The 12,444-nt window shown below is 66.5% G+C and carries 11 protein-coding genes; 4 read left to right on the forward strand and 7 right to left on the reverse strand.

The window, feature by feature from the left end:
- Positions 1–48: 48 nt before the first annotated feature.
- Positions 49–1,863 (forward strand): alpha-amylase family glycosyl hydrolase, encoded by a 1,815-nt coding sequence (locus ACODSP_RS01450; protein WP_488963854.1) that lies wholly within the window; start codon positions 49–51, stop codon positions 1,861–1,863.
- Between the two features lie 14 nt (positions 1,864–1,877).
- On the forward strand, positions 1,878–2,741 hold the full coding sequence (locus tag ACODSP_RS01455; RefSeq protein WP_488963855.1) for an ROK family protein: 864 nt from the start codon (positions 1,878–1,880) through the stop codon (positions 2,739–2,741).
- A gap of 79 nt (positions 2,742–2,820) precedes the next feature.
- Here ACODSP_RS01455 and ACODSP_RS01460 read toward each other — a convergent pair whose 3' ends face one another.
- From ACODSP_RS01460 to ACODSP_RS01475, 4 genes are read right to left on the reverse strand one after another with little or no spacing between them, the layout of a single operon-like run.
- Complete coding sequence (locus tag ACODSP_RS01460) at positions 2,821–4,911, reverse strand: TonB-dependent receptor (protein WP_488963856.1); 2,091 nt, start codon at positions 4,909–4,911, stop codon at positions 2,821–2,823.
- Positions 4,908–5,681, reverse strand: coding sequence for an ATP-binding cassette domain-containing protein (locus tag ACODSP_RS01465; RefSeq protein WP_488963857.1), 774 nt, complete (start codon positions 5,679–5,681; stop codon positions 4,908–4,910). Before ACODSP_RS01465 ends, ACODSP_RS01460 begins: the two co-directional genes overlap by 4 nt.
- Positions 5,674–6,429 (reverse strand): ABC transporter permease, encoded by a 756-nt coding sequence (locus ACODSP_RS01470; protein ID WP_488963858.1) that lies wholly within the window; start codon positions 6,427–6,429, stop codon positions 5,674–5,676. The genes ACODSP_RS01465 and ACODSP_RS01470 overlap by 8 nt, the downstream gene beginning before the upstream one ends.
- Positions 6,420–7,406 (reverse strand): ABC transporter substrate-binding protein, encoded by a 987-nt coding sequence (locus tag ACODSP_RS01475; protein ID WP_488963859.1) that lies wholly within the window; start codon positions 7,404–7,406, stop codon positions 6,420–6,422. The genes ACODSP_RS01470 and ACODSP_RS01475 overlap by 10 nt, the downstream gene beginning before the upstream one ends.
- Before the next feature lie 271 nt (positions 7,407–7,677).
- Between ACODSP_RS01475 and ACODSP_RS01480 the strand changes: the two genes are divergently transcribed.
- Positions 7,678–9,042, forward strand: a complete 1,365-nt coding sequence (locus ACODSP_RS01480; protein WP_488963860.1) for a hypothetical protein — start codon at positions 7,678–7,680, stop codon at positions 9,040–9,042.
- Positions 9,043–9,220: 178 nt separating this feature from the next.
- Here the strand turns inward: ACODSP_RS01480 and ACODSP_RS01485 are convergent, their stop codons facing one another.
- The 3 genes from ACODSP_RS01485 to ACODSP_RS01495 are packed head-to-tail and all read right to left on the reverse strand — an operon-like array spanning position 9,221 to position 11,723.
- Positions 9,221–10,027 (reverse strand): ABC transporter permease, encoded by an 807-nt coding sequence (locus tag ACODSP_RS01485; RefSeq protein WP_488963861.1) that lies wholly within the window; start codon positions 10,025–10,027, stop codon positions 9,221–9,223.
- Positions 10,024–10,764, reverse strand: coding sequence for an ABC transporter ATP-binding protein (locus ACODSP_RS01490; protein WP_488963862.1), 741 nt, complete (start codon positions 10,762–10,764; stop codon positions 10,024–10,026). The genes ACODSP_RS01485 and ACODSP_RS01490 overlap by 4 nt, the downstream gene beginning before the upstream one ends.
- Positions 10,761–11,723 (reverse strand): YVTN family beta-propeller repeat protein, encoded by a 963-nt coding sequence (locus ACODSP_RS01495; protein WP_488963863.1) that lies wholly within the window; start codon positions 11,721–11,723, stop codon positions 10,761–10,763. Before ACODSP_RS01495 ends, ACODSP_RS01490 begins: the two co-directional genes overlap by 4 nt.
- Positions 11,724–11,940: 217 nt before the next feature.
- Between ACODSP_RS01495 and pedF the strand changes: the two genes are divergently transcribed.
- Positions 11,941–12,369, forward strand: coding sequence for a cytochrome c-550 PedF (gene pedF / locus ACODSP_RS01500; RefSeq protein ID WP_488963864.1), 429 nt, complete (start codon positions 11,941–11,943; stop codon positions 12,367–12,369).
- Positions 12,370–12,444: the final 75 nt, after the last annotated feature.

Genomic DNA, 12,444 nt, shown 5'->3' on the forward strand with positions numbered 1-12,444 from the left:
TTTCTTTTCGTGATTATCGTTGAGCAATTTAAGAAACAGGTTTGTCCCATGTCCGCCTTTCCCCTGGCCCTTCCCGATGATGCCGACCTGTCCGCCCGCTTGTCCGCGCGGATAGGGCAGCATTGGCATCGGCTGCTGGCGGCCCTGCGTCCGCTTTACGGCGAAGGGGCGTGGGAGGGGGAGCTGGCGGCACGCCTGCTGGGGGCCGCGATTGCCCGTCCGGCGGACCTGCGTGCGCTGGATCAGGTGCGCGAAGCGTCGCCTGACTGGTTCCAGCAGCCGGAAATGGTAGGGTATTGCACCTATATCGACCGGTTCGGCGGCACCCTGGCCGGCACGCGGGCTAAGCTGGATGAGCTGTCGCGGCTGGGCGTGCGCTACTTCCATCCGCTGCCGCTTCTGAAGCCACGTGAAGGGGACAGTGACGGCGGTTTCGCCGTGGCCGATTTCCGGCAGGTGGACCCTAAGCTGGGCAGCATCGATGATCTGCGCAGCTTGGCGTCCGACCTGCGGGAACGGGGGATCAGCCTGTGCCTGGATATCGTCTGCAACCATACCGCAGACACCCATGACTGGGCATTGGCCGCCAAGGCGGGTGATCCGAAGTTCCGTGATTTCTATCATGTGGTGGAAAGTTCAGGGCAGGTGGCGGCGTATGAGGCGCATCTGGGACAGGTGTTTCCGCAGACGGCACCCGGAAACTTCACCTTCGTGCCGGAAATGGGGGGCCATGTCTGGACCACCTTCTATCCGTTCCAGTGGGATTTGAACTACGCCAACCCGGCGGTCTTCATCGAGATGATGGACGTGCTGCTATATCTGGCGAACCAGGGGGCGGAAGTGTTCCGCCTGGACAGTGCGCCCTTCCTATGGAAACGCGAAGGCAGCGATTGCCGTGGGCTTCCGGAGACGCATCTGGTGGTGCGTGCCTGGCGCGCCGCCCTGGCCATCGTGGCCCCGGCGGTGGCGTTGAAGGCGGAGGCGATTGTCGGGCTGGCGGAGGTTCTGCCGTTTCTGGGAGAGCCGGAGCAGCCGGAATGCCATCTGGCCTATAACAACACCGCCATGACCTCGCTTTGGGCGGCACTGGCCACGGGGGACACGCGGCCCTTGGCGACCTGCCTGACCCAGGCGCTGGCCAAGCCGGCGGGGGCCGGGTGGCTGACCTATGTTCGCTGCCATGACGACATCATCTGGGGGGCGCTGAAGGGTGTAATCCCGGATGAGACGCTGGCCTGGATATCGGATTTCTATGCCGGTTCCGTGCCCGGTTCCTTTGCCGATGGACAGGCGTTCCAGGCGGAACCGGGGGCTGTGCGCTCCACCAATGGCATGGCGGCGTCGCTGGCCGGTGTGCGGGACGGGGCCGACAATGCGGCGGCACTGGCGCGGCTGCGGCTGCTGTATGGTGTGACCTTCGCGCTGGACGGTATTCCCGCCATCTATATGGGCGATGAACGTGCCCTGACCAATGATCCCGACTATGCGTCGGAACCCGACCATGATGATGGCCGCTGGCTGCATCGGCCCCGCATGGACTGGACCCGCGACGCAGGGACGACCCTTGCTGCCATTGCCGCCTTTGCAAAGGCGCGGCAGGGGCGGGCTTGTCTGCATGCGGCCAATCCGGCCCGCCCGTTGCCGTCCGCCGATCCGGCACTGCTGGCGTTTGAGCGGGCGGACAGGGGCGGGGATCGCCTGATCTGTCTGGGCTGGTTCAAGGGTGACGACATGGTCATGGATCTGTCGGGCCTGTTGGGTCCTGGTGACTGGCATGACCTGCTGGACGGGACGGATGTCAACGCGCAGTCTGTGGCGATGGCCCCCTGGGGCCTGCGCTGGCTGGTCGCCAAGAACGGTTAAGGGAAGGGTGGGACATGCGGGTCGCGGGTATCGAACTGGGCGGGACCAAGGTGGTGGTCGGGGTTGGCACGGGGCCGGATGACCTGTCGCCCATCCACCGCATTCCCACCACCGACCCGGCCACCACCATGGCCGCCATTATCGACGCGCTGGACAGCCTGAAGCCGTTTGATGCCATCGGTATCGCCAGTTTCGGCCCGCTCTGCCTGGACCCCGCCGACGCGCAGGGCTTGCGCATCACCAACACACCCAAGCCGGGCTGGTCACAGACGCAGCTTGTGGCGCCGCTGGTGGAACGGTTCGGGGTGCCGGTGCGCCTGGATACCGATGTGAACGGGGCGGCCCTGGGCGAGGGGCGTTGGGGTGCCGCGCGGGGCCTGCGCGACTTTGCCTATATCACCGTCGGCACCGGGGTTGGTGTCGGGCTGGTGGTCAATGGCGCACCGGTGCATGGCATTCTGCATCCGGAGGCGGGGCATCTGCTGGTCCGCCGCGACCCGGTGCGTGACCCCTATACGGGGCATTGCCCGTTCCATGGCGATTGCCTGGAAGGGTTGGCCTGCGGTCCCGCCATCGCGGCGCGGGTGGGGGCGAAGGCGGAAACGCTGGGCGATGATCACCCGGTTTGGCCGCTGGTGGGGGATTATATCGGGCAGCTTTGCGCCAGCCTGCTGCTGATCACGGCACCGCGCCGCATCATCCTGGGCGGCGGCGTGGGACAGCGGCCCGGCGTGCGCGCGGCGGCGGAGCTGGCGATGCGAGCGCATCTGGCCGGGTATCTGCAAAGCCCGGCCTTTGCGCAGGACATTATCGTGCCGCCGGGTTTGGACAGCCTGTCCGGCGTGCTGGGTGCGATTGTGGTGGGTAGCGCGGATTAGCGAAGCGTAATCCGCGGAAAGCTCGGCACCGTCGGCCCGCGGATTACGGCTGACGCCTAATCCGCGCTACAAACTCGCCCTACAAACGCACCCGCAGCCCCGCCAGCCATTGCTGCTCCGGCCCGACATTGGTTAGGCCGTCGCTGCGGCGGCCTGTTTCGACCCGCGCGCCGGTGACATTCTCTGCGGTGGCATAGAGTTCCAGCATCTCATCCACGCGCCAGCCGGCATAGAGATCACCCACGGCGTAGCTGTCGAGCGTGCCGAGGTTGCGGCTGTCTTCGAACTGTTTGCCAGTGGCGCGGACCTGGGCACGCAGGGTCAGGGTGGCGATGGGGTTCCAGGTGACATCCACCGTGCCGGAATGGCGCGGCGACTGGCCCAGCTGATTGCCCTTCAGCGCCCGCATGGACCCTGGATCGGTGATTTCGCTGTCGCTGAACAGATAGGCGGCGGACAGGCGCAGGCTGTCGGTTGCCTGCCAGGCAATATCCGCCTCTAGCCCCTTGACCGTCACCCGGTCCAGGCCCCGGCGCTGCGCCAGACTGCCGCCCGCCGGGACGAACACGCCCAGTTCGGCATTGTTGCCGGTGCTGGTCTGGATCACAACATTGTCGACGGCGTTTTTCAGGCGGACATGGAACAGGGTGGCGTTCAGCGTGACGCCATGACCGGGCGTCAGGCGCAGGCCCGCCTCACCCCCGCGCATGCGTTCGGGGGTCAAGGCTGGGTTCGCCTCCGTAATGTCATTGCCGACGCGGAAGGGGCGGTACAGTTCGTTCAAGGTGGGCAGGCGGAAGCCGGTATAGGCGGCGGCACGCAGCGCGATGCTGTCATCAGCCTGCCAGTCGATGCCTGCGCGGCCATTGGCGACCGTGCCGTCGCGCGTGGCATAGCGGTCATTGCGCAGAATGGCACCGGTGGCGATATCGCTTTCCAGACGGTGGCCGTCACTGTTCTTCCAGGCATCCAGGCGGCCACCGGCGGATACGGTCAGGCCCGGTACGCCGGTCCAGGCCTGTTCAATGAACAGCCCCGCCACCGATTGCGTACCGCCCGCATCGCGCAGGCGGGTGTAGCGACCGGCGGTATAGGTCATCCGCTCCTTGGTCTTGCCGTCGGTTTCGCGCAGGTCGGCGCCGATATCGGTTTCAAAACCGTCGGCGGGGGTGAAACCGATCTGCGCGATGGCACCCTTGGCCGTGGCCGGCACGTCATACTGGTCCAGCGACGGGGTTTCGGCGGTGCGGGTGGCGTTCACGCCGGAAAAGGTGCTGGCAAAGGACCAGTCGCGCCAATAGGCCACGGCCTCCCAATCGACCTTCTCCCCATCGCCGACCAGACGCAGGCTGCCCTCCACCGCGTCGGTGGCATTGTTGGTGTAAGGTGTGCCGTTGCCCCGGCTTTCCTTGAAACCCGACAGTTTGGCGGTGGCGGATATAGTGCCGACGCGGGCGGACAGGACACCATCGACAGCATAGGCGTCGCTGTCGGCCTTGATATCGATGGGACCGCGCCGGGCGGGTTCCACCAGCTTCACGCCATCGGTGCGAAAGGCGCTGCCTGACAGGCCCATATGCCAGCCATTGGCACTGCCGCCCACCGACGCCTGCGACAGCAATGTGCCGTCGCTGCCGCCGGCCAGTTCCATGTCCAGCCCGTCACGCTGCTTGGTGTCGATGCGGATGGTGCCGGCCAGGGCCGAGTTGCCCCAGGGACCGGCCCCGCCGCCGCGCGTCAGGGCGATGCTGTCCACCGACGATGTGGGCAGGCGCGACCAGTAGACCCAGCCGCCGAACGGGTCATTGACCGGCACGCCATCGACCAGCACCAGGGTGCGGCCCGCCCCGTTGGGGCCGATGCCGCGCAAGGAAACACCCTGCGCCGTGGGGTTGGCGGTGCGCGATCCCGACCGCCGGAACAGGCCGAAGCCGGGCACGGCGCGCAATGCCTCGTCCAACCGCCGCTGTGGTGCGGTGGCAAGGGCGGCGGCGTCGATGATGGTGGGGCCGTAGGCGCGTTCATAGGCGGGCACCCCGTCGCGCCGGCCCGTCACCACAATCTCCGCCACCTGATTGTCATCGGCGGCCAGTGCCGGCAGGCCCGCGAACAGGGCCAGGGCGGCGCATAGGGGGCGGGACAGGCGGGCGGGCAGGGAACGCTGCGTCATCTCGAAACCTTTTCCGGCGCGGACGGATGGGGGGCCGCCGCTGCTTCATCGGGGGATATAGTCGAAGATTGGGCGGCCTGGATATGCCGGATCGTCGCGCCCACCTGTTCGCCATGCCGCTGACCACGGGGGCCGGGCGGGTGGATGCGCGCCACCACGCTGGCCGGATGACCGGCCAGGACCAGGATACGGTCGGCCATCATCGCCGCCTCCGTCAGGTCATGGGTGACCAGCAGCAGGGCCAACCCCTGCCGTTCCACCATCCGGCGCAGCAGCAGAACCCGCAGCCGGTCGGCCAGGGCGGTATCCAGCGATACCAGCGGTTCATCCAGCAGCAGCAGGTCGCCATCGGCGGCCAGGGTGCGGGCAAGCGCCGCGCGGCGCTGCATGCCCAGGCTGACCTGTGACGGGAACTGTCCATGGCTGTCGCGCGGCAACTCCACGGCGTCCAGCCAGCGCCGGGCCTGCCCCCGCCCCCGCTGCGCCGGTGGCAGGGCCATGTCGACATTGTCGGACAGGCTGCGCCAGGGCAGCAGGTTGGGTTCCTGGAAATGCGGAACGATGCGCAGGCCGGGGGCGGGCACGGCTGTGCCCACGAAATCCCGATCCAGCCCGGCGGCCAGCATCAGGGCCGTGCTTTTGCCACAGCCGCTGGGCCCCACCAGTGCCAGGACTTCACCGGGGGTGACATCAAGGTCCAGCCCGGCCAGAACGGGCGTGCCGGCAAAGCGCTTCTCATCCACCGTCAGGCGCAGCAGCGGTTCAGCCATGGGACCCCCGCCAGCGGCCGGCGCGCCGTTCCAGGGGCGCCATCATCGCCATTTCGATCACCTGCGCCACCAGTACGAAGGCCAGGGCATAGGCCAGCAGGGTGGCGACATCGAACATCTGAAAGGCCAGATGGATCTTGAACCCCACGCCATTGCCGCGCCCCAGCAGTTCCACCACCAGCACGATCTTCCAGACCAGCGACAGGCCGTTGCGCGCCGCCGCGAACAGGTAGGGCGACAGGTGCGGCAGCAGCAGATGGCGCAGCCGATCCGTGCGGGTGAAGCGGTAGGCGGCGGCCATGCGCGACAAGGCGGGGTCCAGCGCGCGGGCGCCGGCCCGCACCTGCACCACCACGTTCGGTACCTTGTTCACAGCCACGGCGGCGATGGCCGCCGCCTCCGTCAATCCGAACCAGAGATAGGCCAGGACGATCACCACCAGGGCCGGGACGTTCAGGGCCAGGGTCAGCCAGGGACCCAGCAGACCATCCAGCAGCGGCGATCGGCCCATGGCGATGCCGATGGCGGTGCCGATGGACAGGGCCAGGGTGAAGGCGGCGGCGACGCGGGCCAGGGTGACGCCCAGATGCAGCCAGAGCTGCCCCGACGCCGCCTCCCGCAGCAGTGCCGCCGCGACCATGGCGGGGCCGGGCAGTGTGGGGCCGGCGACGGCCAATGCCGCCCCCTGCCAGAGCAGCAGGATCAGAAGGATGGAAAGGCCCGCCCGCGCCACGCCCTTTACCCCCACGAAACCGGCCAGAAGGTGCCGTCGGGAATGGCCGACGCATCGCCCACCAGATCCCGTCCGCCCAGGCCTGCCAACAGCGTGAACAGACGGGCGGCGTCGGCGCGTTCCGCCTCTGTCCAGCGCTGGGGGATGCCCTGTCGGAAGCGGTCGCGCAGGTGCCGGGCGGTCGTGTCGTCATCGGCACCCAGCAGGGGGCGGATGGCGGTCCAGGCATCATCATCGCGGGCCAGGACATCCTTGGCCTGCCGCGTCATCGTCGTGAAGGCGGTCAGGGTGGCGTGGTTGCGGGCGGCCCAATCGGCGCGGAAGACATAGCCCAGGGTCGGCACTTCGGTGGCCAGCCCCAGATCGCGCGCCAGATCGGCCACACCCGCCAGCTGGCGCATCCCCACCGCCTCCAGCCGGGCCGCGTAATGCCAGTAGGTGAGGATGGCATCCAGGCGACCGGATTGCAGCTGCTGCGACAGAAGCGGCGGGGCCGCGAAGATCGGGTTGGCCGCCTCTGCCAGATCGATGCCATGTCGCTGTGCGGTTTGCGCGCGCAGCAGCAGCCAGCCCTTGTCCACCGGGCCGCCGGCAACGCCGATGCGTTTGCCGGCCAGATCGGCGGTGGTCCGGATGGTGCTGTCAGCCGGCACGATGATGGCGCCGACGGCACAGGAATAGGGGATGAAGGACAGGTCGATGCCCGCCGCCCGCTGCCGCGCCACCCACAGCCAATCGGATGCGATGATATCGACGCCACCGCCCAGCAGGGCCACCTGTGTCGCCTGCGTGCCGGCCAATTCCTGCACCGACAGCGACAGGCCGGCAGCCCGGTCCAGCCCCCTGGCGCTGGCCGTCGCCATTTCCCACTGCACCGTGCCGAAGGGCAGCAGGCCCAGGCGCACCGACGATGCCGGGGCCGCGCCTGCGGGCAAGACCGTCAGCGACGCGGCACCCGCCAGGAAGGTCCGGCGGCAGACATTGATGGCCATCGCTTCCTCCCGGGGAAGTCATTCTCATTGGTCTCCATGCTACGGCCCCGGCAGGAGGGGCCATATTAGACCAAGGAAGGATGGGGCATTTTCTGGCCCCAAAGTTCAATGAACCAACGTCCAATACCGGGACGTATCACCCACCCCTAAAGTGACGGTGCGAAATCTTCGCCAAATCATCTGACTTTTCTGACGTGCCGGAAATATTCGCGGCGCGAAGGGCTGAGTTCTTGTCCGCGAAGGCGGTCCAATCATCATGTGGGAGGGAGAAATGCGTTTGCGCAATGTTCTGCGGCTGGGTGCGTGCGGCCTGGCGCTGGGCCTGGGTCTGGTGGGATCGGCGTCTGCCGATACAACGGATGAGCTGCTGAAACAGCTGAAGGCCAAGGGCATCCTGACGGAACAGGAATTCCAGGCCCTGTCCGCCCGCCGTGCGGAGGAGGTGAAGGCCGCCCCCGCAGCAGCCAGCGGCAAGGTGCTGGAAGCCGCCGACACGGGCGTGGGCTTCAAGGTCGGGGCCGTGAATGTGCAAATCTCCGGCTCGGTCAACGGCTTCTATGTCAGCGACAATGCCGACAAGCCGGGGGCGACCAAGAATGTGGTCGGTGGTCTGTCCAGCGTCGGTGGCAATGACACCAGTTCGGTGCGCAACGGCCTGCTGCCCGGCTTCCTGAAGTTCGATGTGACGACGCAGCAGGCGGGCTGGGACGTGGGTGCCCATTTCGGCATGTATCCCGGCATCAACAGCGTCAGTTGGGCCGGTGGCGCCAATTCCGGCGGGTCACCGACGGCTTTGTCCACCTCGGGCATCGATTTCCGCCAGACCTTCCTGACCTTCGGCAAGAAGGGGTTTGGCGAGATCAAGATCGGCCGCGATATCGGGTTGTTCGGGGCGGATGCCATCCTGTCGGATGTCACGCTTCTGGGCGTAGGCACGGCGGCGGGCAATGCCACCCCGTCCAACACCTCGCTGGGCCGTATCGGGCTGGGTTACATCTATACCGATTTCCAGCCGCAGATCACCTACACTACGCCGGACATGAACGGCTTCAAGCTGTCGGCGGGCATCTTCCAGCCGCTGGCCACCGCCGGCCAGAACGAGCTGAACGATACGCCCGGCTTCCAGGCCAAGGCCTCGTATGAAGGCAAGGCGGGGGCCGTGACCACCAAGCTATGGGCGGGCCTGCTGACCCAGGACCATGACCCGGCGGTTGCCGGCGGGCCGGACTACAAGGGCACCGGCTATGATGTCGGGGCCAAGGTCGGGTTCGGGAATGCCAGCCTGCTGGGCTACTACTATACTGGCGAAGGGATTGGGACCACGGGCCTGTTCATCCTGTCCGCCGATGCGCGCGGCAACAAGCGTGACAGCGACGGCTTCTATATCCAGGGCAGCTATGTCATCGACAAGCTGACGCTGGCCGCCTCCTATGGTGAAAGCCATCTGGATCTGGCCAAGGGGGAGGTGAACCCGACCCTGCTGGACACCAACAAGTCCTGGGTAGGCACGGTCCATTACGGCCTGACCGACTGGGTCACGCTGGTGGGTGAATATATCAACACCAAGGCAGAGGCACAGGGCCCCAACAAGGCCTCCTCCGACACGATCGCGCTGGGCGCCATCATGTTCTTCTGATCCTGCTGAGCTTTGTGGCCGCCCGGTGAAAGCCGGGCGGCTTGTTTTGTTTTATGGGCGGGCTTGCCCTCACCCTCCCGTTGGCTGGCGCCAACGGGCCCCTCCCTCTCCCACCTTTGTGGGCGAGGGAAGAAGTTTTCGCGCCTCGCCCGCCTTTCGGGGTAGTGAGGGTCGAACCTTATCCCTCACTACCCCCGGCCTTGCGCGGCATCAGGCCACGGGCGGGGTTGTAGGCCCAGAAGGAGAGGGTGAGGAAGGATACTGTCGCCCCCGCCACCCATCCCGCCGCCGCCCAATCCACCTGTCCGTAAAGGGCAAAGCGGATCAGTTCGACGGCGTGGGTGAAGGGGTTGAAACGGGCCAGCAGGTAGAGCCATTCGCTGCCCTCCCGCAGCTTCCACAGAGGGTAGAGGGCCGACGATAGGAAGAAGGAAGGGAAGATGACGAAATTCATCACGCCGGCGAAGTTTTCCAACTGCCTGATGGTGCTGGACAGCAGCATGCCAACGGCACCCAGCATGAGACCCGCCAGCAGCAGGGCCGGAATGACGGTGAGATAACCCATCGCCGGCACCGTCAGCCCCGTCAGGGCCGCGATGGCCAGGAAGGCCGCAACCTGCGCCAGCCCCACCACGGCGCCGGCCAGCAGCTTCGCCGTCAGCAGGAATTCACGTGGCAGGGGGGCCGTCAGCAGCAGGCGCATGCTGCCCATTTCCCGGTCATAGACCATGGACAGGCTGCTTTGCATGCCGTTGAACAACAGGACCATGGCGGCAAGGCCGGGCAGTACATAGGTCTCATAGGTGATGTAGGTGTCGTAGGGCGGCTGCACCGAAATGCCCAGGGCCGCGCGGAAACCGGCGGCGAAGATGAACAGCCAGACCAGGGGGCGGACAAGGGCGGAGATGAACCGTTCGCGTTGATGCAGGAAACGCAACATTTCCCGCCAGATGACAGCCTTCAAGGCGCGCAGGTAAGTCATCATGGCGTTCCCTCCGGTCGGGTCAGGGTCCCGAACGCTTCCCCCAGCGTGCCGGCACCAGTGCGGGACAGAAGGTCTGGGACGCCGCCCGTGGCGCGCACCTGGCCGCGATGCAGCAGCACGACATCGTCGCCGTCCCGCACCTCATCAAACAGATGCGTGGCCCAGAGGACGGCGACGCCATCGTCGGCACACAGGCGATGCACATGATCCACCAGATCGCGGCGCGACGGTGCGTCCAGACCCACGGTCGGTTCATCCAGGATCAGCAGGGGCGGGCGGTGCAGCAGAGCACGGGCCAGTTCCACCCGCCGGCGGTGGCCGCCATTCAGCAGCCGCACCTTGTCACTCGCCCGGTCGGACAGCGCGAACCGGTCCAGCAGTTCGGTGATGCGCGGCGCCGTCTGCCGGGCGGACAGGCCGCGCAGGCCGGCGGCATAGGTCAGGTTCTGGCGCACCGTCAGGTCCAGATCCAGGGTCGGCTGCTGAAACACCACACCCATGGCGGCGAGTGCTGCACCCGGCTGGCGGCGCAGATCATAGCCGCCAATATGGATGCTGCCCATTTCCGGCGTGAACAGCCGGGTCAGCAGGCCCATCAGGGTGGATTTACCGGCCCCGTTGGCGCCCAGCAGCGCCGTGAAGCGGCCCGGTTCAACGGCAAAGGCGACCCCGCGCAACGCGAAGCCGCCCTTGCCATAGCTGAAACCCAGCTGTTCAACCGTCAGTGCCGCCCTCATGGCACCACCACGGCACCCCAGGGGTAGCGCCCGACAGGAATGGATTTCACCACCTTCAACCCCTCCACATCGATGACCGAGACATCGTTGGAGACGCCGTTGGTGGTGAACAGCGTCTTGCTATCGGGCGACAGGGCCATGTGCCAGACACGGCGGCCCACCAGCAGATAGGCCTTCACCTGATAGGTGGCCGTGTCCACCACCGCCACATGGTTGGCGGGGCCGAGTGCGATGAAGGCCAGCCGGCCATCCCTGGACAGTTTGATGCCCACGGGCTGTACTTTGTCGGCCTGCACGCCCTTCACGGCGAAACCGATGGTCTGTTTCACCTGGCGGCTGGCCACGTCGATCACCTTTACCGTGCCACCGATTTCGGCGGAAACCCACAGTGACTTGCCATCGGCGGTGAATTCGGCGTGGCGGGGGCGGGCATCGACCTGCGTATTGTCCACAAGCTGCCGGGTGCCGGTGTCGATCCAATGCACCATATTGGTGGTTTCGGACGTGTTGACGGCCCATCTGCCATCCGGGCTGACGGCCATGCCCTCCGGCTCCACCCCGACATCGATCTGATAGGCGACGGAACGGGTGGGGATATCGACGACGGTGACGACATTGTCATCCTCGTTCGCGATGAAAAGATGGGTGCCGTCGGGGGCCAGCGCGAATTGTTCGGGATCATCGCCCGATGGCAGATTGTGCAGGATCTTGCCCGTAGCAATGTCCAGCACCTGCACCGTGTCATCGTCGCTGGCGCAGATATAAAGCTGTTTGCCATCGGCGGACAGGGTGATGCCGCGCGGGCGGGCACCGACCTTGATCGTGGATTTCACGGTCATTGTATCGGTATCGATCAGGGTCAGGCTGTTGTCGCGTTCGTTGGAGACATACAGCGTCCCGGCCCCCGCCGGTCCCGCGATGCCCAAGGCAAGCAGCGCCAGCAGCAAACATGCCCGCATTCTTCATCCTCCCGGTGGCGGTGGACCTTGGCGGCCCTTGACCGGCAACCCTATCCCGGCCCGCGCCGGTGCGGCCATTAGACCATGGGACAAGGGCCGCAGCGGGCCGGGGAAACGGGCGTGGCACCAAAGTCCAATTAGGGCAGGGCGGGGAAATCGTTACGCTGGCGACCATTCGAAACGCCCTGTTTCCAACGCTTTCCTGAGGATGATGCCCATGCCGTCGCCCGTCCGCCTCGCCGCCGGCCTGATTGCCGCCGCCCTGTTCACCGCCCCTGTTGCCCTGCCGGCGCTGGCGCATGGCGATGTTACCCCGCAGCCGGTGAATATCGAGGGTCTGGAGAAGCTGGGGCCGGACTGGCGGGCCAGCAATCCCTATCGCGGGAACAAGCGCGCCATCGAGATCGGGTCCTCGGCCTATAACCAGAACTGCGCGCGCTGCCACGGGCTGGGCGCCATTTCGGGCGGTATCGCGCCGGATCTGCGCTTCCTGGAAGCCGGCGATACCGGCGATGAATGGTTCTCCGAACGGTTCCGCAAGGGGGCCGCGCGCGACGGCAAGGTCTATATGCCGGCCTTTGGCGAGGTGCTGGGCCAGGAGGCCGGATGGGCCATCCGCAGCTGGCTGGAGACTGTGCCGCAGTGATTGTTTGTGGTTGCCTTGCTCCCTCACCCTCCCACCGGCTGGCGCCGCCAGGCCCCTCCCTCTCCCACGTTCGTG

The sequence above is a fragment of the Niveispirillum sp. FG156 genome (assembly GCF_057809555.1).

Bases quoted from the DNA above. Each gene is read 5' to 3' on its own strand.
- ACODSP_RS01450 (WP_488963854.1), top strand. From the start codon at position 49: ATGTCCGCCTTTCCCCTGGCCCTTCCCGATGATGCCGACCTGTCCGCC.
- ACODSP_RS01455 (WP_488963855.1), top strand. From the start codon at position 1,878: ATGCGGGTCGCGGGTATCGAACTGGGCGGGACCAAGGTGGTGGTCGGG.
- ACODSP_RS01460 (WP_488963856.1), bottom strand. From the start codon at position 4,911: ATGACGCAGCGTTCCCTGCCCGCCCGCCTGTCCCGCCCCCTATGCGCC.
- ACODSP_RS01465 (WP_488963857.1), bottom strand. From the start codon at position 5,681: ATGGCTGAACCGCTGCTGCGCCTGACGGTGGATGAGAAGCGCTTTGCC.
- ACODSP_RS01475 (WP_488963859.1), bottom strand. From the start codon at position 7,406: ATGGCCATCAATGTCTGCCGCCGGACCTTCCTGGCGGGTGCCGCGTCG.
- ACODSP_RS01480 (WP_488963860.1), top strand. From the start codon at position 7,678: ATGCGTTTGCGCAATGTTCTGCGGCTGGGTGCGTGCGGCCTGGCGCTG.
- ACODSP_RS01485 (WP_488963861.1), bottom strand. From the start codon at position 10,027: ATGATGACTTACCTGCGCGCCTTGAAGGCTGTCATCTGGCGGGAAATG.
- ACODSP_RS01490 (WP_488963862.1), bottom strand. From the start codon at position 10,764: ATGAGGGCGGCACTGACGGTTGAACAGCTGGGTTTCAGCTATGGCAAG.
- ACODSP_RS01495 (WP_488963863.1), bottom strand. From the start codon at position 11,723: ATGCGGGCATGTTTGCTGCTGGCGCTGCTTGCCTTGGGCATCGCGGGA.
- pedF (WP_488963864.1), top strand. From the start codon at position 11,941: ATGCCGTCGCCCGTCCGCCTCGCCGCCGGCCTGATTGCCGCCGCCCTG.